Source organism: Pseudomonas sp. GM79 (assembly GCF_000282495.1).
Classification (GTDB): Bacteria; Pseudomonadota; Gammaproteobacteria; order Pseudomonadales; family Pseudomonadaceae; genus Aquipseudomonas.
The window spans coordinates 1-22,948 of record NZ_AKJE01000033.1 but is presented as its reverse complement, the minus strand read 5'-3'; the positions used below and the strand labels follow the sequence as shown (position 1 = coordinate 22,948).

The following is a 22,948-nucleotide window of genomic DNA, read 5'->3' as shown; positions in this document are numbered from 1 at the left end:
CCCATGATCAGCGACTTTCGTAACCGCTTGCGCAAACAGTCCGGTAAACCCGCTTCATCGTCGGCGACCGACGACCTGCTGGATCCGGCAGAGGAAATAATGGCGTGGGAACGTGCGGCGCCGGACGTTCTTTACGAAACCAGAAGCCAGGTCACTCCGGTGGAAGCCGAGTGGCGGGAAAAGATCTACCAGCAGTTGCTCAAGGTCATGGACCTGTCCTTGCTGGACTCCCTTGAACAGGCGGAGGCCACGCGGCAGATTCGCGATATTTGCCAGCGCTTGCTCGATGAGCATTCGGCGCCGGTGAGTTCTGTCAGCCGCCAGTTGATCATCAAGCAAATCACTGACGAAGTGCTTGGCCTGGGTCCCCTGGAACCGTTGCTGGCCGATCACAGCGTGTCCGACATTCTGGTCAACGGCCATGCCTCGGTCTATGTCGAGCGTTTCGGCAAATTGCAAAGGACCGATGTGCGCTTTCGCGATGATCAGCATTTGCTGAACATCATCGACCGCATCGTATCCAGCCTGGGTCGGCGCATCGACGAATCCTCGCCATTGGTGGATGCCCGACTCAAGGACGGTTCGCGGGTCAACGCGATTATCCCGCCGCTGGCCATCGACGGCCCGAGCATGTCGATTCGCCGCTTTGCGGTGGACCTGCTCAATACCGACAGCCTGATCTCGGTGGGGACATTGACCCCGGCCATTGCCCTGTTGCTCAAGGCGATTGTCCGTGGACGCTTGAACGTGTTGATCTCCGGCGGTACTGGCAGCGGCAAGACCACCATGCTCAATGTGCTGTCCAGTTTCATTCCGCAAAACGAGCGGATCGTCACCATCGAAGACTCGGCTGAACTGCAACTGCAGCAACCCCACGTGGTGCGCCTGGAAACCCGGCCTTCGAATATCGAGGGGCGAGGCGAGGTGAGTCAGCGGGAGTTGGTGCGCAACAGTTTGCGGATGCGCCCGGACCGCATTGTGATCGGCGAAGTGCGCGGCGCCGAGGCGCTGGACATGCTGACGGCGATGAACACCGGCCACGACGGCTCGTTGACCACCATCCACGCCAACACCGCGCGCGATGCGTTGGGCCGAATCGAAAACATGGTATCGATGACCGGGGCGACCTTCCCGATCAAGGCCATGCGGCAGCAGATCGCTTCGGCCATCGATGTGGTGATTCAGCTGGAGCGTCAGGAAGATGGCAAGCGCCGACTGGTCAGCGTGCAGGAGATCAACGGCATGGAGGGCGAGATTATCACCATGACCGAAATTTTCTCCTTTGCGCGTCAAGGCATGGGCGAAAACGGCGAGGTGCTCGGTGATTATCGCCCCAGCGGCATGATCCCGGCCTTCCGCGATGTGCTGGCCAAGCGCGGCATCGAATTGCCGCTGACGATGTTCAGGCCTGAGTGGATGGAGGCACGGCAGTCATGAACAATATTCCTGGTGAATTCATTCTGATGTTCCTCGGCATGGTGTTTATCGCCGTGTTCCTTCTGTCCCAGGGGGTCGTGGTGCCGGTGTTCGGCGAGGCCGGCAAGATGCGCAAGCGCATCCGCGGTCGCTTGCATGTACTGGAGAAGGCCAACAATCTGCCCAACATGCAAACGGTATTGCGGCAGAAATACCTGACGCGCTTGTCGCCACTGGAGGCCATGCTCGAGCAGTTGCCCTTTATGGCGAGCCTGACACAGATGATCGAGCAGGGTGGCCACGAATACCGGGCTTATCGGGTGCTGTTGCTCGGGTTGTTCCTGGGCGTTTGTGCGGCTATCTCGATCTGGATGATTTCGGCGGTCTGGTGGATGGCGCTGCTGGCGGGCTTCGGGGTGTTCTGGTTACCCGTGCTGAAAATTTCTCGTGACCGTGGCAAACGCTTCGCTGAGTTTGAGGAAGGCCTGCCGGATGCGCTGGATGCCATGTGCCGGGCCCTGCGCGCCGGACACCCGTTCAACGAAACCTTGCGCCTGGTCGCCGAAGAACATAAGGGGGCAGTCGCCCATGAGTTCGGTCTGACCTTCGCCGATATCAACTATGGTAACGATGTGCGCCGCGCCATGCTTGGCCTGCTCGAACGTATGCCAAGCATGACGGTGATGATGCTGGTGACCTCGATCCTCATCCATCGCGAGACCGGCGGCAATCTGACTGAAGTGCTGGAGCGTTTGAGTCGGCTGATCCGCGGACGTTTCCGCTTTCAGCGCAAGATCAAAACCCTGTCGGCGGAAGGGCGGATGTCGGCCTGGATACTGGTGGCCATTCCCTTCGTGCTGGCGATCGCGATCGTGTTAACAAGCCCCACCTACATGCCTGTGCTGCTCAATGATCCCATAGGACACAAGCTGATCATCGGGGCTTTCTGCGCCATGTTGATCGGGATTTTCTGGATACGCAAAATCATCCGGATTCAGGTTTAAGCGGTATTCGCTACCGGGAGGTACAGTTCATGGACTTTTTACTCGGGTTGTTCAGTCGGGTCACGGGGAACGAGGAGATGGGGCGCCTGTTGTTCCTCGGTGCCATTGGTGTCAGTACGGTGCTTGCGGTGGTCGCCGTGATCTTGCTGATGCTGGGTCTTCAGGACCCGGTGCAGCGCCGCCTGGCGTTGATCAAGCGTGGTCATTTAGGCAATACGACCGGGCAGGAAGCTCCGGGTAATCTGCAACTGTTGCTGGAGCGGGTCGGTCAGCGCTTTGCCGGGAGCGAATCGGCTCAGGCATCCGTCACCCAGACCCTGTTGACGCATGCGGGTTACCGTTCTGCTTCGGCGGTGCAGATGTACTGGGCGGTGCGTTTGATGTTACCGCTGTTATTGGTCGGAATTGCATTGTTATTGTTGCCCTTGATTCCCAAGGTTTCGCTGGTCGTCGGCCTGCTTTTAGTGGTCATTGCGGCCGGTATCGGATGGCTGCTACCGGCCCTGTATGTCGGCAAGCGTAAGCAGGCGCGTCAACGTCGGCTGCGCGCCGCATTTCCGGATGCACTGGACCTGATGGTGGTGTGCGTGGAGTCGGGCCTGGCCCTGCCTACGACCATCGAGCGGGTGGCTGAAGAAATGTCGGTCAGTCAGGTTGAACTGGCTGAAGAACTGGCTCTGGTCAACGCGCAAATCCGCGCGGGCATTTCCAGTACCGAGGCGCTCAAGCAACTGGCTGTGCGCACCGGTCTTGATGACGTACAAGGGTTGGTCAGCCTGTTGGCGCAGAGTATTCGCTTCGGTACCAGCGTGGCCGATACCCTGCGCATCTATGCCGATGAGTTCCGTGACCGGCGTACGCAGGCTGCCGAAGAGGCAGGGGCGAAAATCGGTACCAAGCTGATATTCCCGCTGATTTTCTGCCTGTGGCCGAGCTTCTTCCTGGTCGCCATCGGCCCGGCCATGATCGGAGTAATGAAAGCATTCGGGTGAAATAACGGGCGGAGGCTGTCGAGTACGATGGCCTTCGCCCGACCCTGATCTGCACTTTCCTTCCATAGATCCACATCCCTGTAAGAGATGCCGAAGGCTGCGATTTTTTGATTTTTCTGGCAGGCAATTCGTTGCCCAGGCCTCTGAGTCAAAAGATCGCAGCCTGCGGCAGCTCCTACAGGGATTTGCGTATGTCTGTTCATCACGACCGGGCGTTGATTGTCGCGATACGTTCGGTGACAGGCTGGTCAAGGCGCAAGCAATGGTTGCCAGGCACTCCTTTAAGGAGCACCGCGGTCAGGCGTAGGGGCTGGCGAAGCCTGCGATCTTTTGATTTTGATGGCCGAGGAATCGCTGAAGGGCAAAAGATCGCAGCCAGCGGCAGCTCCTACAGAGATTTGCGTACGTCTGTTCATCACGACCTGGCGCTGATTGTCGCGATACGCTCGGTGACAGGCTGGTCAAGGCGCAAGCAATGGTTGCCAAGTCCCCCTTTAAGGAACACTGCAGTCAAGCGTAGGAGCCTGCGATCTTTTGATTTTGATGGCCGTGGAATCGCTGAAGAGCAAAAGATCGCAGCCTGCGGCAGCTCCTACATTAGGGTGATCCGGCCAGGCTTGGATAATGCGCAGATGCCGCTGCTTTAGTTGCACACGACGTCTAGCCCGGCTTTGCAAGCCAGGCCACTTTAGACGACGCCAGAGACTGCTCACTCATTGATGCGCCTCAGTCACCGGTGGTCATTTCACCCGCTGCATCCTGGTCAAAAAACTCCGGAATCGGGTAGTTGAAGCTGTTCAGCCAACGCTGCATGGCCAGGTCACGTTCGGTGGCCGAAGCGGTTTGCAGCTTGGGCGAAGCAACTATCCCGCGAATCTGTAGCTGCATCCACTGCTCGGTGCCTTTTTGCTCCTTCGAAGAGGGGCCTGGTTCAAAAGCCCAGGCACTGGTGGACAGGCAAGCCATGCACACGATCAACAGCCTCTTGGTATTCATCTCGACTCCTCGTACTTGTTACTTGTTACTTGTTCGCAGCAGTGGATGAGGCAGCGGCTACCTCAGTTCTGCGATTCCCCTCGGAAGCCACCGCCTTTTTAGCAGAAGCCTTGAGTTTTTCCGCGCGGGTTTGAGCCTCTGCGACTTGCTGAGGATTTAAGCTGGCGCGGGTCACGAGTTCGGAAGCTGCCTTCCAGTTATCCTGATAGATCAGCAGCGTCACCATATTGAGTGCCGCCAGTGAATTGGACTGTTTGAGCTCCATGGCGGTCATGAACTCAAAGCGTGCCTCAGGGATCCGTCGCTGATTGAGGTAGACCACCCCCAGGTCATTGCGCATCCTGTCGTCGGTGGGGGCCATCTTCACCGCACGCTCAAGGTGAGTGGTAGCGTTGGCGTAATCATTTTTGGCCGCGGCCAACTGGCCCAAGCCATGTTCCCCATCGGCGGCCAGACAGGTGCCGAGCAAGCTTTGATACAACGGCCCCGCCTCGTTACGCCCCATCAAGCGCAGCACCCGAGCCTTGCGCAGGCGAACCTGAACCAGGTTGTCGGGCAAACCTTCAAGATTCGCCAGGCTGGCATACAAACGGCCTTCGCTGACCATGTTGTCGGCCAGGCTCAGGGCCAACTCTTGATCCGAACCGGGCTTGGCACATTCAGGCGGTCGCGAAGGCAGGCCATTGCTGGCACAACCTGCGAGCATTAATGTCGCCGCTATTGCAATGACTGCTTTCATCGAGTGTCCTCTGGCTACAACACGTTGAACGCCAGGCCAATGGCAATAAAGCTGGCTCGGCAAGCGTTCAAGATCACCGTTACGAGTGAGGGCGAGGCAAGTCTGATTCAGGCTCATTGTGAGAGCCCGGAGCGACTGTCGAAATCGCCATTTTCGAGGAAGAACATACGATAGAAGTTCGGGTCGTAATTGCGCAGTTGTTCGCCAGGCAATGACGGTAGTTGTGCATTGGCAGCCAGTGGCTGGACCAGATGCGGGGTAACGATCATCAGCAGTTCGCGCTCTTCACGGTTGATGGTGTTGTCGCGGAAGAATGCCCCCAGAATCGGGATATCGCCCAGCCCCGGAAACTTGTTCACCTGGGAGTTGTTGCGGGTGCTGATCAAGCCGCTGATGACGAAGCTTTCGCCGTCGGCCAGGGAGATGCTGGTGTCGGTACGTCGAATGGTCAGCGCCGGAACGATGGTGCCGGCGATGCTTACGGCGTTGGTGAAGTCCAGTTCGCTGACTTCCGGCGCCACCTTCAGCGCGATACGGTTTTTCCCGATGATGGTCGGTGTCAGAGTCAGGCGAATACCGAATTCCTTGTACTCGATGGACACGTTATCGCTGCCGGAACTGGGTACTGGAATCGGCACTTCACCACCGGCCAGGAAGCTCGCACTCTGCCCGCTGAGCGCTACCAGGCTTGGCCGTGCCAGGGTGTAGGCGAAACCGCTGCCTTCCAGTGCGTTGATCGACACTAGAGTGTCGCTGGACGCAAAAGCGAAGTTGAACATGCCGTTGTTCACCGGCACCGACGGCGTGACAATGCCGCCGATGGTGGGCAAGGTTCTCGGTGAGCCGAACAGGAAGTTGCCTTGGCGGCCAAAAATCGAGGCATTGGCTTCCTTGAGTTTGGTCCGGCTGACTTCAACGAAGCGGATGTCGGTTTGCACCTGGATCGGCAACAGCGGGTCTTCGGAAGGCACTGTCGAGACGCTGGTCAGCGCCGCGGTGGCCTTGCCCTTGACGAAAACCATGCTTTGGCGCGGCGTTGCCGAACAGGCAGTCCAGACCATCAGGCTGGTGGTCCCCGGCGCCATACCGGTGAGCAAGAAGGCATTGGGGTTGTTGCCGCTGGGTTGCACGTCGGCGATTTTCGGATCGCCGACTGCCAGCTGTGTCACCGGGACGGGGACGCGCAGTTCATTCTGAAGCCCCTGACCGACCTCAAACGTTGTCGGCATATTATCCAGTTGCGAACAATTGGCCGGCGCGGCCTGAGCCGCATTCACGCTGAGGCCCGTCCAGAACAGACCATGGATAATTCGCTTGAAAGCGGGCACGGTACGATAGCTCATTAAGTGCATCCTCGCTGAATAGGCCATCTTTGAGGCAAAACCAGGTTGCCTCGGATCACTACAAGGGGCCTCGGTCGGCCCTCTACCCCGCCAGACCCCTGACTAATGGCCCCGGCAATATTCCTTGGTGCTACATGCAAGCAGCTGCAATACGCTGTTCTGACTGAACGGCGAGCGACCTTTGCTATAACGGTTTTTAGTGATCCAGATGCCTGGGCTGTCAACCCGAACGATATACGCAGGCTCGACAGCAGCAGCTAAAGACGGCACTTTGCGCCGACCTGACTCCCCTAAAAAGCAACCGGCAATTAACGCACTGAGCCGGAAAACGCTTGTCAGGATCATAGTGAGGTAACTCCTTTTGCCAATCCGCTATCTGATCGCTGAACCTAACGTGGCATTTCGAACCGTTATGTCTTCTTCTTGTTTGAAAGGTAGTTCAACCAAGGCAAAGCGCCATGCTTTGAACGAAAACTTTCGATACAGATACTGGTTTTTTTCTGAAAGCCACGGTCAGGCCACGCAATCATTGGAAATGCGGCGGATGCTGATGAAATAAGGGGTGCTTTACGGTCCCGCGAGTTTTTCTTTGGGTTTTGCGCTGCATATTTCACAAAAACACCACTCATTGAGTGGCGTTTATCAGGCGTGCCGGTTTGTACTTTTCGAATGCTGACCAATCGTAACAATGGCATCTGGCGGGATATGACTAGAAAGCTGAATACGACTGATTGTGTAGCTCTACACCTGCCAAGTGCAGGTTGGAGTATTGGCCGTAAGGTACTGGATCACCTCTTCAAGCGTGTCTATGTCAGGAGCATTGTTCACTAACGCTTGCGAACTGCACCATGGGTAATCCAGTTGCGATAGCCACTCCATGATGCAGTGCAGATCCGTCGCCGGCAGGGTTTTCATGTGCTCAATGGTGATAGTGAGCCTCTCGACAAGCCCCGACTCGGGGCTGAACTGCCACTCATACAGACCGCAACCGACTCGGACTTCGCCGCAGCTCTTGTCGGACATGCCGACCAGCCATTTGCACTGGAATGTTTTGGCCTGCGGTTCAGGTGGGCGTCCCAGGCAAAAGGTATAGACGTTTTCGAAAGTCTGGCCGAATCGCCTGACGAGCACATCGCCGATAGATCCGAGGCCTTCAACGTGGGGTGGAAACGAGATAGATCCGGTGTGCACGACCATGTCCAGTATCGCGTCTGGCGCAAAGGCCTGGCGTAACAAATGTGGGCGATTACTGTCCTTGGCTTTTATGTACTGTCGAATCGATAGTTGAGCAGTGTTCATTGTTTGTCCGTCGAATCCCTATCAGGTTGAGAACATCCTTATCCGGGGCTCACGTTACTCCTCCACGCGAGCCCGCCCTCATTTACAAAGCGCTATTCCACACATCCGTTACCAGCATGCAGCCGGGAGCATGGGTGATGCACAGCGGTGGACGTGAAGTTTGCACCACCGATTGCGGGGTCACACCGCAGGCCCAGAACACCGGGATTTCGTCGGCTTCGACTGGCACGGCATCGCCGTAGTCCGGGCTGCTTAGTGAATCGATGCCGATCAGCGCCGGATCACCGATGTGCACAGGCGCGCCGTGGACGTTGGGCATGCGTGCGGTGATCTGGATCGCCTGGATCGCCGCGGCGGCCTTCATCGGGCGCATGCTCACCACCAGCTTGCCGCTCAGGCGAGCGGTAGGGCGAGTGTCTATGTTCGTCCGGTACATGGCGACATTGCGCCCCAGATCGATGTGCCTGAGGGCGATGCCGGCATCCAGCAGCGGTTGCTCGAAGGAGAACGAGCAACCGATGGCGAAGGCCACCAGATCGTCCTGCCACAAATGTCCGATATCCGACGGTTCTTCGCTCAGTTCGCCATGGCGATAGACCCTGTATCGGGACACCTCGTGGCGGATATCAATGGCTGTGCCGAGATTGCGAAAATACGGATCACCCGGTTCGGTAACGTCGAGCACCGGGCAAGCCTGCCGATTGAGCGTGCAATACCGCAGAAACTCGTTAGCCCAATCGTTGGGCAGAATCACGATATTGGCTTGCACCCGACCTTGGGCCAAGCCGCTGGTGTGGCCCTGATATTGTCCGGCAGCGATGCATTGGCGCAGGGCCGGTGGAACGCTGTGCTTCAGTTGTTCGAACGACAGGGTGGGTTGGCTCATCACGGCATCTCTTCAGGTTCGATGAGCCTTTTTAGAAAACCATGACGATGCCGTCCAACGAGGAATGTTGTTACCCCCCGACAACTAAAAGTTATTCAAGGGACCGTCGGCTGTTGAGACCGGGTGCCGGAACCATTCGAAGCGGGCCGACATCCGCAGCGTATTGGGAAACTACCTGGCGGCTCATGTCGACGATGCTTTCGATCAACTCCAGGCCGACGCCGGCGCGCCATGAAGCCACGACATCCAGCTGCGGCAAGCGAGTGCCTGGTTCCAGCTGAATCAGCTCGCCGCTGGCCAAGGGCTTGGCCACCAGCGCGGCCGGCAAGGCGCCAATGCCGAAGCCGTCACGAATCAGCCGGGTCATGGCCGACACTGAATTGACGCAACTGACGCGTGGCGTGCTGATGCCGTGGGCGTGCAGCAGGTTGAGTACATCCTGATGCGGCCGGGAGTTTTTGACGAAGGTGATGATGCGCTCGCTGGCCATTTCGGCCAGCGAAGCATAGGGGCGGGCATAGATTGAATTGCTGGCGGCGATCCAGTGCATGGGGTAGTGCGCCAGTTCGAGATTGCGCACACTTTCGTGGCGGATCAGGTCCGTCTGGAACACGATGTCCAGATAGCCCTTTTGCAGCTGATCGCACAGATTGCGTGCGGCGTCGGCCGTGATCTCGATTTCCACGGCGGGGAAGGTTTGCATCAAGGTCGACATCAACGGGCTGAGCCAGGTGTGGATCACCGTATCCATCACACCGATGCGCACCAGGCCCTGTTGCGGGTTGGTGTTGTCCAGCGAGTGTTTCAACGCTCGCTGAACCTCGAGCATCTGCTCGGCGTAGTCGAGCACCTTGAGGCCTTCCAGCGTTAGCGATACCCCGCGCGAATCGCGCACGAACAAACGCAGGCCCAACTCCTCTTCCAGCGAGGCAATCCGGCTGGAGATAGCTGCCTGAGTGCTGAACATTTTCTCGGCGGTAAGGCTGAAGCTTTGCAGGCGTGCGACCCAGACGAAGGTTTCGAGAAATTTGAGGTTCATGGCGGTTCTCGTGGTGGGGCGTTCACTGTTTTTCCACAGAGAACCGTGGTGGGGGTGCAGTAATTGTTACTCCAGAGTTCGTCGCCGGGGGTATCAAATTTTCTTATGCATAACCTCGTTTTTTTCCCGTTTGACGCAGTTTGGCCTTGGCGCGAAGAATCCGCTCCACGACGCAGCCACTGCGTCTGCCCCCCACGACAACGCCTTCACAAAAAAATAATGAGGCGTGTCCGTCATCTTCGCTTGCTGCCGCAGGAACTCCCATGGAAAAGACCATGACTGACCACGTGCTTTCAGGTTCGGGCCGCACCGGCCCGTTCAGTTGGTACGGCCCCCTGTCGAAAAATGAAAAGCGTACCTTCTGGAGTTGCAAGATCGGCTATGCCCTGGATGGCATGGACACACAGATGCTCAGTTTCGTCATTCCGACCCTCATCGCCACTTGGGGCATCTCCAAGGGCGATGCCGGGATGATCGGCACCTGCACGCTGCTGGCCTCGGCGGCGGGTGGCTGGATCGCCGGAATACTGTCCGACCGCATCGGCCGTGTGCGCACCTTGCAACTGACGGTGCTGTGGTTCGCCTTCTTCACCTTCCTCTGCGGGCTGGCACAGAACTACGAGCAACTGCTGGTGGCCCGGACTTTGATGGGCTTTGGTTTCGGTGGCGAATGGACTGCGGGTGCGGTGCTGATTGGCGAGGTGATTCGCTCCAGGGATCGCGGCAAGGCAGTGGGCATGGTGCAGGCCGGATGGGCGCTGGGGTGGGGGCTGACGGCATTGCTCTATGCCGGATTATTCAGTTTTCTGCCGCCGGAAGAGGCCTGGCGGGCGCTGTTCATGATCGGGTTGGTGCCAGCGCTATTCGTATTGGTGATCCGCCGGCTGGTTAAGGAGTCGGACACTTTTGAGCAGGCCTGTATTGAGCGTAAGGCCAAGCCTGAAAAGGATTCACGTTGGGCCTTCTTCGAAATTTTCGCGCCTCGGATGCTCAGTACCACCTTGCGCGCCTCGTTGCTGACCACTGGCGCGCTGGGCGGTTATTACGCGATCACCACCTGGTTGCCGACCTACCTGAAAACCGAGCGCGGCCTGAGCGTGCTCGGCACTGGCGGCTATCTGGCGATGGTGATCGTCGGCTCCTACATCGGCTATGTGACCAGTGCATTGCTGACCGATGCCATCGGCCGAAAGAAGAACTTCATCCTGTTTGCCGTCGGCTCCATGGCGATCGTTCTGGCCTACACCCAACTGCCCATCGACAACACCTGGATGCTCTGGCTGGGCTTTCCGTTGGGTTTCTTCGCTTCGGGCATTTTTGCGGGCATGGGCGCTTTTCTGACCGAGTTGTTTCCGACCCGCATGCGCGGTTCGGGCCAGGGCTTTTGCTATAACGCCGGGCGTTCCATTGCGGCGCTGTTTCCGTTGTTCATCGGTGCGCTGAGCGAAACGTTGCCGATTGGTACGGGGATCGGAATCTTCGCTGCCGGTGCCTATGGCGTGGTGATTCTGGCCGCGTTAAGCCTGCCCGAAACCCGCGGTCGCCAACTCGAATCCTGAACCCCGACACGTCTGGGCCATTGTGCCCAGACGTCGCTGATCCATTGCTAATCGACAAACATCGGCCGCGATCGCAACGCCCCCGAGAGGGCTCGCTCGCGCCCGTAACAGGAGCAGGCATGAACTATTCGCTTTCCACCCAACGGTTGTACCTCCCGGTCGGCACATTGCTCGGGTTGAGCTTGCTCGGCGCACCGGCCGCTCAGGCGGATTTCATTGCCGACAGTAAAGGCAGCCTGGAAGCCCGCAACTTTTACTTCAATCGCGATTTCCGCCAGGACGGCTCGCGAGACAAAGCCGAGGAATGGGCACAGGGCTTTCTGTTGCGAATGGAGTCCGGGTATACCGCTGGCACGCTGGGGTTTGGTCTGGATGCGCTGGGCATGGCCGGTTTTAAACTGGACTCCGGCGGCGGCACGGCGGGCACCAATCTGTTGCCGCCGGATTCGTCGGGCGGCTCGCAGGATCGCTATGGCGAGTTGGGCCTGACCGCCAAAGTGCGTTTGTCCAAGAGCACCCTGAAGCTGGGGACGTTGCAGATCAAGGATCCGGTGGTGAACTCCAACGACACTCGCCTGTTGCCGTCAACTTTCAAGGGCGGCCTGGTCAATGTGCAGGAAATCGACCGTTTGAAGCTCACCGCCGGTCAACTCACGCAGATCAACTTTGTCGATTCCACTGACTATCAGGACATGACCGCCAATCGCATCGGCGGGCAAAGCGACAAATTCCAGTTCGCCGGGGCTGACTATCAATTCCTGCCGAACCTGACAGCGCAGTACCGCTACGGCAAGCTGGAAAATATCTACCAGCAAAACTACCTCGGATTGGTCCACCTGCTGGATCTGGGAGCCGGCCAGTCGCTCAAGAGCGACGTGCGCTATGCGCGCAGCATCGAAGATGGCAACTTTCGTGACCTCGACAACCAGGCTCTCGGTGCGATGTTTACCTACAGTCGCGGCGGTCACGCGCTGGGCTTCGGCTACCAGCGCATGAGCGGTGATGATCCGTTTCCGTACATCGGACGCAGCGATCCGTACCTGGTCAACTTCGTGCAGATCAATGACTTCGCCAACGTTGACGAACACTCCTGGCAAACGCGCTACGACTATAACTTCGCCGCATTGGGTGTGCCGGGGTTGAGCTTTATGACCCGCTATATCTCGGGGGATAACGTGCAGCGCAGTGCTGCGGGTGAAGGCAAGGAATGGGAGCGCGACACCGATATCGCTTACGTGGTGCAGGACGGTACGTTGAAAGGCCTGGGCTTTAAATGGCGCAACGCGTCGGTGCGTTCGAACTTTGGCAATGATCTGGATGAGAATCGCTTGATCGTCAGCTATACCCTGGCGCTTTGGTAAATGTCTGGGTTATCGAACAAGAAATGATATCGACGGCCCGCCAGCCAGACTGGCGGGCCGTTTGTTTTACATCGACAGAATCAACCGGCCAGCGAACAGAATCAGGATCACCCCCATGGTTCGTTCGAACCAGTGCCCCATGCGCATGAACAGCAACCGCACCCGGGCGCTGGAAAAGAACAGGGCCACGATCACGAACCACAAGGCGTTCACGAAACACATCCATAGCCCGTATAGCGCCTGAATCTGCAGTGGTGTCGTGGCGCTGATGATGGTCGTGAAGATTGCCAGAAAGAACAGGGTGGCCTTGGGGTTGGTGGCGTTGGTCAGAAACCCCGTGCTGAAGGCCTTGAACAAGGTCTGCCGTTCAGCTGACGTTTCTGCGCCCTTGTCACCTTCAATTGCCGATTTGGGTTTGCTGCGTATCAGGCTCACGCCGAGGTACAAAATGTAGGCACCCCCCACAACCTTGGCCACCGTCAACAACCAGGGCGTGGTGTGCATCAGCGCGCCGACGCCGAGCAAGGTGTAAAGCACATGCACGGAAATGCCCGCGCCGATGCCCAAGGCCGTGCAAATCCCCACTAAGCGACCGAAACGCACGCTTTGGCGGATGGTCACGGCAAAATCCGGTCCGGGGGCGACCACGGCCAGAAAGTGGATGGTTGCCAGCGCCAGAAACTCGCCCAGGTAATTCGAAAACATCTCAGCTCCAGAAAGTCAGGGGTGAAGCATTGCCGCGATAGCCGACAAAGAAGGAAAGGCTCAATCGCGGGTCGTCCACACCCGGGGTCACCGAGTGCATGCAGCGCGAATTGAACATGATGAAATCACCCGGCTCAGGACGAATCTCCAGGGTTGGAGGGCCTAGCAATGCCGGGTCGATGCCGTAACTGTCGCCACGCATTTCGTCGAACTGGTCTGGAGAAATGTCGTGGTCCCACATCTGCAATGCGCCGCCCTCGGTCGGCATGTTCAGGTAGACGTTGCAGGCGAACTGCGCTTCCAGGCTTCTGGCCTGGAAGCTGTCCGGGGCGTCCTTGGCGAAAATGTCGTGATGGGCGAGGAAGCACACGCCGGGCTTGACGACCCGGGACAGGCCCACATACATCTTGCGGCCATACAGATTTTCCAGGTGCGCCCCCGCCGGCCAGGACTCGTCGAGCATGCAGCGCAACGTGTCGACAGGAGAGGAGTAGGGCGCACAACGGCTGCGCAATTCTGCGATGTTGCTGGTGGCGCGCTCGAAGTAATCCTCGATCAGCAGCGGCTGGTTTTCCGCTTCATAAAACGCCATGCCAATGCGACCGATGCTCGGCGCGTTGATGTAGCCTTCGAAGCCGGGGGCGAGGATCTTGTCGCCGATCTGGATCGCCAGCGGCCCAGGCAACAAGCCCTTGACGCGGATGGCGAGGACTTCTTCATTGGCCAGTTTTTGTATGCACGTCTCATCGAGACGCTCGACGTCAAGCATCATGTCTTTAGGTCCATCTATCGATAGTCAACAGAGCCCGCGAACGCAGACTCCCCCGGCGTCAGGCGATGACGGGGCCGACATCGCCCAAATGGTCAGTCCACGCTGTAGTGGACTGACAGCGTTCCCTTTTTCTGTGAAAGGGAAGCGATCGTGACCGTGCCCAAATCCTTCAGGCTCCGTACATGGGTGCCGCCGCAGCCGTAGGCGGGCAGCTCACCGAAACCGATTTCCCGGGCGCCTTCGCGCAACGACGTCAAGCGCGGCAGGTCATGGGCGATCCATTGCTTGATGCCGTGCTGAATCGTCTGCGCATCGACTTCCTGCGCGCTATCACCCGGTTTGAACTGAACGCGTCCTTCATCGGGCCAGTGATGAGCCTTGATCGGCATCCAGCCCATTGCCTGGACGAAGTGACCAATCAGGTGCCCCGCCGAATGCATGCGCGTGTTGAACCGGCGGCGTTGCTCGTCGACCCGAATCTGGGTCATGCCGAGTTTTACCGGGTGGTCGACGAAGTGGATGATCCGGTCCGGATCCTGAACCACGCGCAGCACCTGGCTTTCGCCGATCCAGCCGGTGTCCCAGGGTTGCCCGCCGCCTTGGGGATGAAACAGTGTGGCGCGCAGCACTACTGCGAATTCGTTCTCGTAGGGCGTGCAATCCAGGACTTCCACATTGGCCTTGAGGTCATCACTATGGAAAAAGAGGCGAAGCGTCATATTCCATGCCCTTATTAAAGTTTCTATTTTTATTATATGAACCGTGGAATTGCGTGATAATCCGTTCAATCATCAAAGGACTGTTGCGCTGTGAGCATAAATCTTCCCCTGCCGCTGCTCGGTGAAATGGCGATTTTCGTCAAGGTTGTCGAGACCGGCAGTTTCTCCGAAGCGGCGCGTCAGTTAGGTTCTTCTCCTTCGGCGGTAAGTCGCAGTATTTCTCGGCTGGAGAAGGCACTCGCCACGCGGCTGCTGCAGCGAACCACGCGCAAGCTGCGCCTGAGTGACGGTGGCGAAGAGGTGTTCAAGCGTTGCCAGGATATGGTCAGCGCGGCGAAGTCGGTGATGGAAATCAGCGGTCAGTTCACCCATGAAGCGGAAGGGCTGGTGCGCGTCAGCGTGCCCAAGGCTGTCGGGCGATTCGTGATTCATCCGCACATGCCCGAATTTCTGCGGCGCTATCCCAAAGTAAATGTGGAGTTGTTGCTCGAGGACCGTCAGGTGGATTTGATCGACGACAACGTCGATCTGGCGATCCGTATTACCGACCGCCCGCCTGCAGGGCTGGTGGGGCGGCAGTTGCTGACCATCGATCATTTACTCTGTGCAACGCCACAGTACCTGGCCGAACACGGCACCCCGACTCATCCCCATGATTTGCTCAACCACAGCTGTATCTATCTGGGCGAAACCCCGAGCGATGCGCGCTGGAAATTCAAGAAAGGCAGCAAAGCCGTGACTGTCGGCGTGCGCGGCCGTTATGCCGCCAATCACACGGGCGTGCGACTGGGCGCGGTATTGCAACACATTGGAATCGGCAGCCTGCCGTACTTCACCGCCCGTTATGCGCTGGAACAAGGGCTGATCGTGCAGGTTCTGCCGGACTGGACTTTTCTGGCGTCATACCACGGAGGCGCCTGGCTGCTGCATTCGCCAACCCGCTATCTACCGCCCAAGTTACGGGTGTTTATCGACTATCTGGTGGAATGCCTGGAGAAAGAGCCGACCTTGAGCCGGCCGGGCAAGCCGGGTGCGTTGGGCAAGGTCGCGGTGGAGTATGAGTTGCCAGAGAGTGATGGGTTGCTTTGACGGGCCTCTTCGCGAGCAAGCCCGCTCCCACAGTGGATTTCTCTCGTACACAGAATCTGTGTCCACTGAAGATCAAATGTGGGAGCGGGCTTGCTCGCGAAGACGGCAGCCCAAACACCACATCACTCGGCAAATGCCACAAAAAAAGGCCCGCATGAATAACCATGCGGGCCTTTGCATTTGCTGACAGTGGAATCAGTGCTTGCTGTCCTGGTTCGACATCGCCAGTAGCTGTTTTTCCTGATTCCAGTCGAACGGTTCGTCGTTCTGTTCGGCTTCGAAGCGACGTTCTTCAAGGGCCTGGTACAGGTCGATTTCATCATCGGGCATGTAATGCAGGCAGTCGCCGGCGAAGTACCACAGCAGGTCGCGCGGGACCAGGTGGGCGATTTGCGGGTAGCGAGTGATCACCTGACACAGAATGTCCTGGCCCAGGTATTGGCTTTCGATCGGGTCGACCGGCAGCAATGCACGCAGTTCGTCGAAGCGCTCCAGGAACAAGGCATGGCTTTCTTCGGGAACCTGTTCGGCCTCACCTACGGCGACCAGGATGCTGCGCAGGTGGTCGAGCAAGACGAGATGATCGGCAACGACATTGGACACGAGATAAGTCCTCAAGAGCAAAACGGGCGCGGGAGTATAAAGCTCCTGCGCTCCTTTTCACATATTAAAGAGCCCCATGCAAGACACAGGGTCCGCCGGATCAGCGGACCTTGCCTTTGGCCAATACCAACTCCTTTGGATCGAAATCATCGACATCGATCACCTTGCGTCGGGCCACTTCTGCCTCGCGCAAGGTCTGGGCTTCAAGCGGTTGCAAGACGCCAGCCTCCAGGGCGGCATCAATGGGAGACTCTCCGACAGTGGGTTTGACCTGGCGACTTTTCAGCGCCGTATTGAGTTTTTTCTGTAGCGGCTTGGCGGCGTTCAACAAGTCGCAGGCGTGCTGCAGGGCGCCGACTGAATCCTCTGGCGATTGCGGGCGATAGCAGCCGCCCAGTAACTCCTCAAGGGTTGGATCGCCCTTAGCGCGGCCGGTGACGGCTGCAACTTCGGCCGCCAGCTTGTCCGACGGGCCTCTGTGGCGACGACCGAACGGGAACACCATCACCCGCAGCAGGCATCCAAGTACCTTGTTCGGAAAGTTGGTCAGCAGTTCGTCCAGCGCACGTTCGGACTGGCCGAGGCTCTCTTCCATGGCCCAGGCGAATAGCGGACGCATATGCTCCGGCGAATCGAGATCGTGATAACGCTTGAGTGCGCCGGAGGCCAGATACAGGTAGCTGAGTACATCGCCCAGACGTGCGGACAGCCGTTCGCGGCGTTTCAGTTCGCCGCCCAGCAGCATCATGCTCAGGTCTGCAAGCAGCGCAAAGGCCGCGGCTTGACGGTTGAGGGCACGGAAATAGCCTTGACTGAGCTTGTCCCCGGGCACGTGTTCGAAATGCCCGAGGCCGAGGTTCAGCACCAGCGTGCTGGCGGCGTTGCTCACGGCAAAACCAATGTGGTCGAGCAGCAGTGCGTCGAACTCGATCAGTGCCTGTTGTTTGTCTTCGCGGTGGGCGAGGGCCATTTCCTTGAGCACGAACGGATGGCAGCGAATAGCGCCCTGGCCGAAGATCATCAAATTGCGTGTGAGGATGTTCGCACCTTCGACCGTGACGGAAATGGGCGCACCTTGCCAGCTACGCGCCAGGTAGTTGTTCGGGCCCATGATGATGGCCCTGCCGCCGTGAACATCCATGGCGTGGCTGATGCATTCGCGGCCGCGTTCGGAGAGGTGGTATTTGATAATGGCCGAAGGTACCGACGGCTTTTCACCGAGGTCGACCGCGTTGGCGGTGAGCATCCGTGCGCTGTCCATCAGCCAGGTACTGCCGCCGATCCGCGCCAGTGCTTCCTGAATCCCTTCGAAGGCTGACAGCGGTGCGTTGAATTGTTCGCGAACCTGCGCGTATTGGCCCGTCACCAGGCTGGTGAACTTGCCCGCAGCGGTACCAATGGCCGGCAGCGAAATGGAACGCCCGACCGACAGGCAGTTCATCAGCATCATCCAGCCCTCGCCGAGCATCTCCTGACCGCCGATGATGAATTCCAGCGGTACGAACACATCCTTGCCAGAGTTCGGGCCGTTCATGAATGAGGCGCCCAGCGGCAGGTGACGGCGACCGATTTCTACACCGGGGGTCTGGGTTGGAATCAAGGCGAGGCTGATCCCCAGGTCGACTTTGTCGCCCAGTAGATGATCCGGGTCATAAGCCTTGAACGCGAGGCCGATCAAGGTCGCCACCGGGCCGAGGGTGATGTAGCGTTTTTCCCAGTTCAGACGCAGGCCGAGGGTTTCCTTGCCTTCCCATTCACCTTTGCAGATCACCCCGGTGTCGGTCATCCCGCCGACGTTGGAGCCCGCCATCGGGCCTGTCAGGGCAAAGCAGGGGATATCGTCGCCGCGTGCCAGCCGTGGCAGGTAGTGATTGCGTTGTTCGTCGGTGCCGTAATGCAGCAGCAGTTCCGCCGGGCCGAGGGAATTGGGCACCATGACGGTCGAGGCCAGGTCGCCGCTGCGGGTGGCCAGTTTCATCGCTACCTGGGAGTGCGCATAAGCCGAGAAGCCTTTGCCACCGTACTCTTTGGGGATGATCAGGGCAAAAAAGCCATGTTGTTTAATGTGATCCCAAGCCTTGGGCGGCAGATCCATCAACTGGCTGATCTGCCAATCGCTGACCATGGCGCAGAGCGCTTCGGTCGGGCCATCGATGAACGCTTGTTCCTCTTCGCTCAGCTGCGCTTTTGGATAGGCCAGCAGCTTATTCCAGTCCGGGCGGCCGTTGAACAACTCGCCGTCCCACCAGACCGTGCCAGCTTCAATGGCTTCACGTTCGGTTTGCGACATCGGCGGCAGGTTTTTTTGAAACCAGCCAAATATTGGCGCCGTGAAGAGTTTTCGGCGTAGGTCCGGCAGCAACAGGAAAGCGGCCACGACCGCGAGCAGCACCCAGAAAATCAGCATGAGCCAGGCGGGGGCATGGCTGAAGATGCCCATCGCCAGCAGATAGGCCGCAATGATGCCCAAGGCGGGCAGAGGCGCGGTGCGGCGATGTGCCAGGTAGGCAATCCCGACCACCAGAACCAGTATCCACAACAGCAACATATTCAATTCTCCATGAAGCCAGGGGCAAAACCACTTTCAGAGCTTAGACGGCATCCATAAAAGTGGGGGGCCAGAGCATGAGTCTGAGCGTGTAGGAAGCAACGGCTGAAATTCGTCAGTTATTTCGAGGGCGGACGGTTTAACGCTTATGTAAATAGGGCCGCAAGCGCTGACATTTGGCCGAAACGTCGTTATCTGTGTGCTGAAGCTGTCGCTAGACTCGTGGCTTCCCCCTGGAGATTGTTGCCATGCATGCGTATCTGAGCCCCGGCCGCTTCATCGACAGTGACCATCCCTCGGTGGTGGCGTTCGCCGAAAAACATCGCGGCGCCGGGCGCGATCCGCTCGAACAGGCGATCAATCTCTATTACGCGGTGCGTGAGGCCGTGCGCTACAACCCTTACACCTTCAGTCGCGATCCAGAGACCTTGCGCGGCAGCTATGCGCTGGCGGCAGGGGAGAGTTATTGCGTACCCAAGGCCACGCTGCTTGCCGGTGCAGCCCGGCATTGCGGGATCCCGGCGCGTATCGGTCTGGCAGATGTGCGTAATCATCTGTCGACGCCGCGTCTGCTCGAATTGCTCAAAAGCGATGTGTTCGCCATGCACGGCTACACCGAGTTGTATCTGAACGATCGTTGGGTCAAAGCCACCCCAGCGTTCAATCAACAACTCTGTGAACTGTTCAATGTCGCGCCGCTGGAGTTCGACGGGATCAACGACAGCGTGTTCCACCCCTTCAACCGTGACGGCGCGCAGCTGATGGAGTACCTGATCGATCACGGCCAGTTCACCGATGTGCCGGAAGCGTTCTTTTTCGAACACCTGGAAAAGTGCTATCCGCATCTGTTCGGCGAGCAGCTGCCGGTGCTGCTGGGGGATATGCAGAGCGATTTGAGTCGCGCCTGATCCGGCGTATGCTGCCTGCGCATTCATCCAAAAAGGGGCGGTCATGCTGAAGATCTGGGGTCGGAAAAATTCGTCGAATGTCAGGAAGCCGTTGTGGGCGGCCGAAGAACTGGGCCTGACCTATGAAGCCATCGATGCCGGTGGCGCCTTTGGTGTAGTCGACACGCCTGAGTACCGCGCGATGAATCCCAACGGCCGCGTGCCAGTGATCGAAGACGACGGTTTTGTGCTGTGGGAATCCAACACCATCGTCCGTTACCTGATGGCCCGTCATGCCAGCGGTACTGCCTGGTATCCGACAGACCTGCAAGCCCGAGCCTCTGCCGAAAAGTGGATGGACTGGACCACCTCAAGTTTTGCCGCCCCGTTCCGCACGGTGTTCTGGGGCGTGTTGCGCACCCCGGAAGACCAGCAGGACTGGCCGGCCATCAAGGCTGCGATCAAGGAGTGCGACGATCTGCTGTCGATGGCCGATCAAGCGCTGGCGGCCAAACCGTATCTGTCCGGCGATGAGATCGGCATGGGCGACATTCCCTTGGGCAGTTTCATTTATGCCTGGTTCGAGATGCCGATCGAGCGCGCGCCGCAGCCTCATCTCCAAGCCTGGTATACGCGATTGAAACAGCGTCCGGCCTATCAGAAGGCGGTCATGACCGCGTTGACTTAATACTCACTATCGACACACTTGACTGTACTTGTGCGGCAGCGACAAGCACCATTGCGCTCATGCGCCGCGGTTGTATTGCTCGCCGCCCGCCCTTATTTATTCCTTTCTTCCCTTCTTGGTGCGTAATCCGATATGAGTTCCGCTCTGTCCATCCGGCAGCTAACCAAAACCTACGGCAACGGTTTCCAGGCCTTGAGTGGTATCGATCTGGACGTCGCCGAAGGTGACTTTTTCGCCTTGCTCGGCCCCAACGGCGCCGGCAAATCCACGACCATCGGCATTCTCTCGACCCTGGTGAACAAGACCAGCGGGACGGTGAATATCTTCGGTCACGACCTGGACAAGAATCCTGCGCAGCTCAAGCGCTCCATTGGTGTGGTGCCCCAGGAATTCAATTTCAACCAGTTCGAAAAGACGTTCGATATTGTCGTGACCCAGGCCGGTTACTACGGCATCCCGGCGAAAATCGCCAAGGAACGCGCCGAGCAGTACCTGACCCAACTGGGCCTGTGGGACAAGCGCGATGTGCCGTCGCGCTCCCTGTCCGGCGGCATGAAACGCCGACTGATGATCGCCCGAGCGCTGGTTCACGAACCGCGCCTGCTGATCCTCGACGAACCGACGGCGGGGGTGGACATCGAATTGCGTCGCTCGATGTGGACTTTCCTCACCGAGCTGAACAAAAAAGGCATCACCATCATCCTCACCACCCACTATCTGGAAGAGGCTGAGCAGTTGTGCCGCAACATTGGCATCATCGACCACGGCACCATTGTCGAGAACACCAGCATGAAGCAGTTGCTCAGCCAACTGCATGTCGAAACCTTCCTGCTGGATTTGAAGAACACCTTGCAAGTGGCCCCGCAGTTGCTCGGTTACCCGGCCAAACTGATCGACAGTCATACCCTGGAAGTCCAGGTCGACAAGGCCATGGGCATTACCGCGCTGTTTACTCAATTGGCGCAGCAGAACATTGAAGTGTTGAGCCTGCGTAACAAAACCAATCGCCTCGAGGAGTTGTTCGTGTCCCTGGTGGAGAAGAATCTGTCGAAGGTGGCGGTATGAGTTCCGAGCTGCAACCTAACCTCGTTGCCCTCAATACCATCGTCTACCGTGAGGTCAGGCGCTTCACCCGGATCTGGCCGCAGACCCTGCTGCCGCCGGCCATCACCATGGTTTTGTACTTCGTGATCTTCGGCAATCTGATCGGTCGGCAGATCGGCGATATGGGTGGCTTCACCTACATGGAGTACATCGTGCCGGGGCTGATCATGATGTCGGTGATCACCAACTCCTACGGCAACGTGGTGTCGAGTTTCTTTGGCAGCAAGTTCCAGCGTTCCATCGAAGAATTGATGGTGTCGCCGGTGTCGCCGCATACGATTCTGATTGGCTACACCTTGGGCGGCGTGCTGCGCGGGTTGATGGTCGGGATCATCGTGACCCTGCTGTCGTTGTTCTTCACTCAATTGCAGGTGCATCACCTGGGCGTGACCGTTCTGGTGGTGGTGCTGACGGCGACGATTTTCTCGCTGCTGGGCTTCATCAACGCGGTGTTTGCGCGCAACTTCGATGATATTTCGATCATCCCGACGTTCGTGCTGACGCCGTTGACGTACTTGGGCGGGGTGTTCTACTCGATCAGCTTGCTGCCACCGTTCTGGCAGACCGTGTCGCTGGCCAACCCGGTGCTGCACATGGTCAACGCTTTCCGTTACGGCATCCTCGGTGTGTCGGATATCCGGATCAGCGTGGCGATCACCTTCATGCTGATAGCGACCGTTGTGCTGTATATCGGTTGTGCGCGGTTGCTGGTGAGTGGGCGTGGGATGCGTACCTGATCAATACCGTGGCGGGCGATGTGGTTTTTGATGGTGTACATATCCATTGCTGCGGTAACGGCGGCTAACGGTTCCGCTTTTACAGCGGGTCACTTTGGAAAAGCGCCAAAGTAACCAAAGCGCTTCTGCCCCTGTCGTTCGGTGCCTCGCCCAGGCTCGGCATGCCCTCGCTCCGGTCCTGCTCCGTGGGCCCGCCGCGATCGGCCATCCATGGCCGTGCGCGGCTAACCCGGCATCCATGCCGGGTTGCCCACTGCGCAGAACCTCCTCTCAGCCTCTCGATATAGGTTGTCCGTTCCTTTCTTCTTCCATACTTCGGCGTCTGGAAGTCAGTTTTGATCAAGGAAGGAACATGCACCTGTGGGCTACGAATATGCCTCTCAAGCACGTGATGATTACCCCCTCACTTTCGAGCCCACAGGTGCGCTTGCGCCCTTTAACGAATCCTCAGGGAAAGCCCGA

General features: G+C 58.2%; 21 protein-coding genes. 10 read left to right on the top strand and 11 right to left on the bottom strand.

The features are described from left to right. Window positions 1–3: 3 nt before the first annotated feature. From PMI36_RS19885 to PMI36_RS19895, 3 genes are read left to right on the top strand one after another with little or no spacing between them, the layout of a single operon-like run. Window positions 4–1,437: a CpaF family protein gene (locus PMI36_RS19885; protein WP_008070237.1), complete on the top strand. Its 1,434-nt coding sequence runs from the start codon at window positions 4–6 to the stop codon at window positions 1,435–1,437. Beyond that, a complete protein-coding gene (locus tag PMI36_RS19890) occupies window positions 1,434–2,420 on the top strand; it encodes a type II secretion system F family protein (RefSeq protein ID WP_008070236.1) in 987 nt (328 codons plus the stop codon). Before PMI36_RS19885 ends, PMI36_RS19890 begins: the two co-directional genes overlap by 4 nt. Before the next feature lie 29 nt (window positions 2,421–2,449). Beyond that, window positions 2,450–3,412 carry a type II secretion system F family protein gene (locus PMI36_RS19895; RefSeq protein ID WP_008070230.1) on the top strand — a complete coding sequence of 321 codons (963 nt, stop codon included), beginning with the start codon at window positions 2,450–2,452 and terminating at the stop codon, window positions 3,410–3,412. A gap of 726 nt (window positions 3,413–4,138) precedes the next feature. On the opposite strand, the gene PMI36_RS19900 is transcribed toward PMI36_RS19895, so the two are convergent. From PMI36_RS19900 to PMI36_RS19925, 6 genes are all read right to left on the bottom strand, one after another. Further along, window positions 4,139–4,408, bottom strand: coding sequence for a DUF3613 domain-containing protein (locus tag PMI36_RS19900; protein ID WP_008070215.1), 270 nt, complete (start codon window positions 4,406–4,408; stop codon window positions 4,139–4,141). Window positions 4,409–4,433: 25 nt separating this feature from the next. Then, window positions 4,434–5,147 (bottom strand): tetratricopeptide repeat protein, encoded by a 714-nt coding sequence (locus PMI36_RS19905; RefSeq protein WP_008070213.1) that lies wholly within the window; start codon window positions 5,145–5,147, stop codon window positions 4,434–4,436. A gap of 113 nt (window positions 5,148–5,260) precedes the next feature. Further along, window positions 5,261–6,490, bottom strand: a complete 1,230-nt coding sequence (locus PMI36_RS19910; protein WP_007905184.1) for a type II and III secretion system protein family protein — start codon at window positions 6,488–6,490, stop codon at window positions 5,261–5,263. 741 nt (window positions 6,491–7,231) lie between these two features. Then, on the bottom strand, window positions 7,232–7,789 hold the full coding sequence (locus tag PMI36_RS19915) for a hypothetical protein (RefSeq protein WP_008070209.1): 558 nt from the start codon (window positions 7,787–7,789) through the stop codon (window positions 7,232–7,234). Window positions 7,790–7,871: 82 nt separating this feature from the next. After that, window positions 7,872–8,675: a putative hydro-lyase gene (locus PMI36_RS19920; RefSeq protein ID WP_008070208.1), complete on the bottom strand. Its 804-nt coding sequence runs from the start codon at window positions 8,673–8,675 to the stop codon at window positions 7,872–7,874. 91 nt (window positions 8,676–8,766) lie between these two features. Next, complete coding sequence (locus PMI36_RS19925) at window positions 8,767–9,714, bottom strand: LysR family transcriptional regulator (protein WP_008070207.1); 948 nt, start codon at window positions 9,712–9,714, stop codon at window positions 8,767–8,769. A gap of 275 nt (window positions 9,715–9,989) precedes the next feature. Between PMI36_RS19925 and PMI36_RS19930 the strand changes: the two genes are divergently transcribed. After that, the gene (locus tag PMI36_RS19930; protein WP_032830262.1) at window positions 9,990–11,273 is read left to right on the top strand and encodes an MFS transporter; all 1,284 of its coding nucleotides are present in this window, start codon (window positions 9,990–9,992) and stop codon (window positions 11,271–11,273) included. Between the two features lie 119 nt (window positions 11,274–11,392). Beyond that, complete coding sequence (locus tag PMI36_RS19935; RefSeq protein WP_008070205.1) at window positions 11,393–12,634, top strand: OprD family porin; 1,242 nt, start codon at window positions 11,393–11,395, stop codon at window positions 12,632–12,634. A gap of 66 nt (window positions 12,635–12,700) precedes the next feature. On the opposite strand, the gene PMI36_RS19940 is transcribed toward PMI36_RS19935, so the two are convergent. From PMI36_RS19940 to PMI36_RS19950, 3 genes are all read right to left on the bottom strand, one after another. Then, on the bottom strand, window positions 12,701–13,339 hold the full coding sequence (locus PMI36_RS19940) for a LysE family translocator (protein ID WP_008070204.1): 639 nt from the start codon (window positions 13,337–13,339) through the stop codon (window positions 12,701–12,703). A gap of 1 nt (window position 13,340) precedes the next feature. Then, window positions 13,341–14,111 carry a 2OG-Fe(II) oxygenase gene (locus PMI36_RS19945; protein ID WP_008070203.1) on the bottom strand — a complete coding sequence of 257 codons (771 nt, stop codon included), beginning with the start codon at window positions 14,109–14,111 and terminating at the stop codon, window positions 13,341–13,343. A 92-nt stretch (window positions 14,112–14,203) separates the two neighbouring features. Further along, window positions 14,204–14,830, bottom strand: a complete 627-nt coding sequence (locus tag PMI36_RS19950) for a hypothetical protein (RefSeq protein ID WP_008070202.1) — start codon at window positions 14,828–14,830, stop codon at window positions 14,204–14,206. A 90-nt stretch (window positions 14,831–14,920) separates the two neighbouring features. Between PMI36_RS19950 and PMI36_RS19955 the strand changes: the two genes are divergently transcribed. Then, window positions 14,921–15,919, top strand: coding sequence for a LysR family transcriptional regulator (locus PMI36_RS19955; RefSeq protein ID WP_008070201.1), 999 nt, complete (start codon window positions 14,921–14,923; stop codon window positions 15,917–15,919). 195 nt (window positions 15,920–16,114) lie between these two features. Here PMI36_RS19955 and PMI36_RS19960 read toward each other — a convergent pair whose 3' ends face one another. Both PMI36_RS19960 and PMI36_RS19965 read right to left on the bottom strand, forming a co-directional pair. Beyond that, on the bottom strand, window positions 16,115–16,522 hold the full coding sequence (locus PMI36_RS19960; protein WP_007905217.1) for a PA2817 family protein: 408 nt from the start codon (window positions 16,520–16,522) through the stop codon (window positions 16,115–16,117). Window positions 16,523–16,622: 100 nt separating this feature from the next. Then, on the bottom strand, window positions 16,623–19,070 hold the full coding sequence (locus PMI36_RS19965) for an acyl-CoA dehydrogenase (RefSeq protein ID WP_008070200.1): 2,448 nt from the start codon (window positions 19,068–19,070) through the stop codon (window positions 16,623–16,625). 248 nt (window positions 19,071–19,318) lie between these two features. Here PMI36_RS19965 and PMI36_RS19970 point away from each other — a divergent pair, with 248 nt between their 5' ends. From PMI36_RS19970 to PMI36_RS19985, 4 genes are all read left to right on the top strand, one after another. Beyond that, window positions 19,319–19,978, top strand: a complete 660-nt coding sequence (locus tag PMI36_RS19970) for a transglutaminase-like domain-containing protein (RefSeq protein ID WP_008070199.1) — start codon at window positions 19,319–19,321, stop codon at window positions 19,976–19,978. A 43-nt stretch (window positions 19,979–20,021) separates the two neighbouring features. After that, window positions 20,022–20,645 (top strand): glutathione S-transferase family protein, encoded by a 624-nt coding sequence (locus PMI36_RS19975; protein WP_008070198.1) that lies wholly within the window; start codon window positions 20,022–20,024, stop codon window positions 20,643–20,645. Between the two features lie 132 nt (window positions 20,646–20,777). Beyond that, entirely contained in the window at window positions 20,778–21,710 is a 933-nt protein-coding gene (locus PMI36_RS19980; protein ID WP_008070197.1) for an ABC transporter ATP-binding protein, read from the top strand. Then, complete coding sequence (locus PMI36_RS19985; RefSeq protein ID WP_008070196.1) at window positions 21,707–22,486, top strand: ABC transporter permease; 780 nt, start codon at window positions 21,707–21,709, stop codon at window positions 22,484–22,486. The genes PMI36_RS19980 and PMI36_RS19985 overlap by 4 nt, the downstream gene beginning before the upstream one ends. The last annotated feature ends 462 nt before the right edge of the window (window positions 22,487–22,948 follow it).

Excerpts from the sequence above, each read along its gene's own strand:
- PMI36_RS19915 (WP_008070209.1), bottom strand. The coding sequence starts at position 7,789 with ATGAACACTGCTCAACTATCGATTCGACAGTACATAAAAGCCAAGGAC.
- PMI36_RS19920 (WP_008070208.1), bottom strand. The coding sequence starts at position 8,675 with ATGAGCCAACCCACCCTGTCGTTCGAACAACTGAAGCACAGCGTTCCA.
- PMI36_RS19940 (WP_008070204.1), bottom strand. The coding sequence starts at position 13,339 with ATGTTTTCGAATTACCTGGGCGAGTTTCTGGCGCTGGCAACCATCCAC.
- PMI36_RS19970 (WP_008070199.1), top strand. The coding sequence starts at position 19,319 with ATGCATGCGTATCTGAGCCCCGGCCGCTTCATCGACAGTGACCATCCC.
- PMI36_RS19985 (WP_008070196.1), top strand. The coding sequence starts at position 21,707 with ATGAGTTCCGAGCTGCAACCTAACCTCGTTGCCCTCAATACCATCGTC.
- PMI36_RS19900 (WP_008070215.1), bottom strand. The coding sequence starts at position 4,408 with ATGAATACCAAGAGGCTGTTGATCGTGTGCATGGCTTGCCTGTCCACC.
- PMI36_RS19975 (WP_008070198.1), top strand. The coding sequence starts at position 20,022 with ATGCTGAAGATCTGGGGTCGGAAAAATTCGTCGAATGTCAGGAAGCCG.
- PMI36_RS19935 (WP_008070205.1), top strand. The coding sequence starts at position 11,393 with ATGAACTATTCGCTTTCCACCCAACGGTTGTACCTCCCGGTCGGCACA.
- PMI36_RS19895 (WP_008070230.1), top strand. The coding sequence starts at position 2,450 with ATGGACTTTTTACTCGGGTTGTTCAGTCGGGTCACGGGGAACGAGGAG.
- PMI36_RS19950 (WP_008070202.1), bottom strand. The coding sequence starts at position 14,830 with ATGACGCTTCGCCTCTTTTTCCATAGTGATGACCTCAAGGCCAATGTG.
- PMI36_RS19945 (WP_008070203.1), bottom strand. The coding sequence starts at position 14,111 with ATGATGCTTGACGTCGAGCGTCTCGATGAGACGTGCATACAAAAACTG.
- PMI36_RS19965 (WP_008070200.1), bottom strand. The coding sequence starts at position 19,070 with ATGTTGCTGTTGTGGATACTGGTTCTGGTGGTCGGGATTGCCTACCTG.
- PMI36_RS19885 (WP_008070237.1), top strand. The coding sequence starts at position 4 with ATGATCAGCGACTTTCGTAACCGCTTGCGCAAACAGTCCGGTAAACCC.
- PMI36_RS19980 (WP_008070197.1), top strand. The coding sequence starts at position 20,778 with ATGAGTTCCGCTCTGTCCATCCGGCAGCTAACCAAAACCTACGGCAAC.
- PMI36_RS19910 (WP_007905184.1), bottom strand. The coding sequence starts at position 6,490 with ATGAGCTATCGTACCGTGCCCGCTTTCAAGCGAATTATCCATGGTCTG.
- PMI36_RS19890 (WP_008070236.1), top strand. The coding sequence starts at position 1,434 with ATGAACAATATTCCTGGTGAATTCATTCTGATGTTCCTCGGCATGGTG.
- PMI36_RS19905 (WP_008070213.1), bottom strand. The coding sequence starts at position 5,147 with ATGAAAGCAGTCATTGCAATAGCGGCGACATTAATGCTCGCAGGTTGT.
- PMI36_RS19930 (WP_032830262.1), top strand. The coding sequence starts at position 9,990 with ATGACTGACCACGTGCTTTCAGGTTCGGGCCGCACCGGCCCGTTCAGT.
- PMI36_RS19925 (WP_008070207.1), bottom strand. The coding sequence starts at position 9,714 with ATGAACCTCAAATTTCTCGAAACCTTCGTCTGGGTCGCACGCCTGCAA.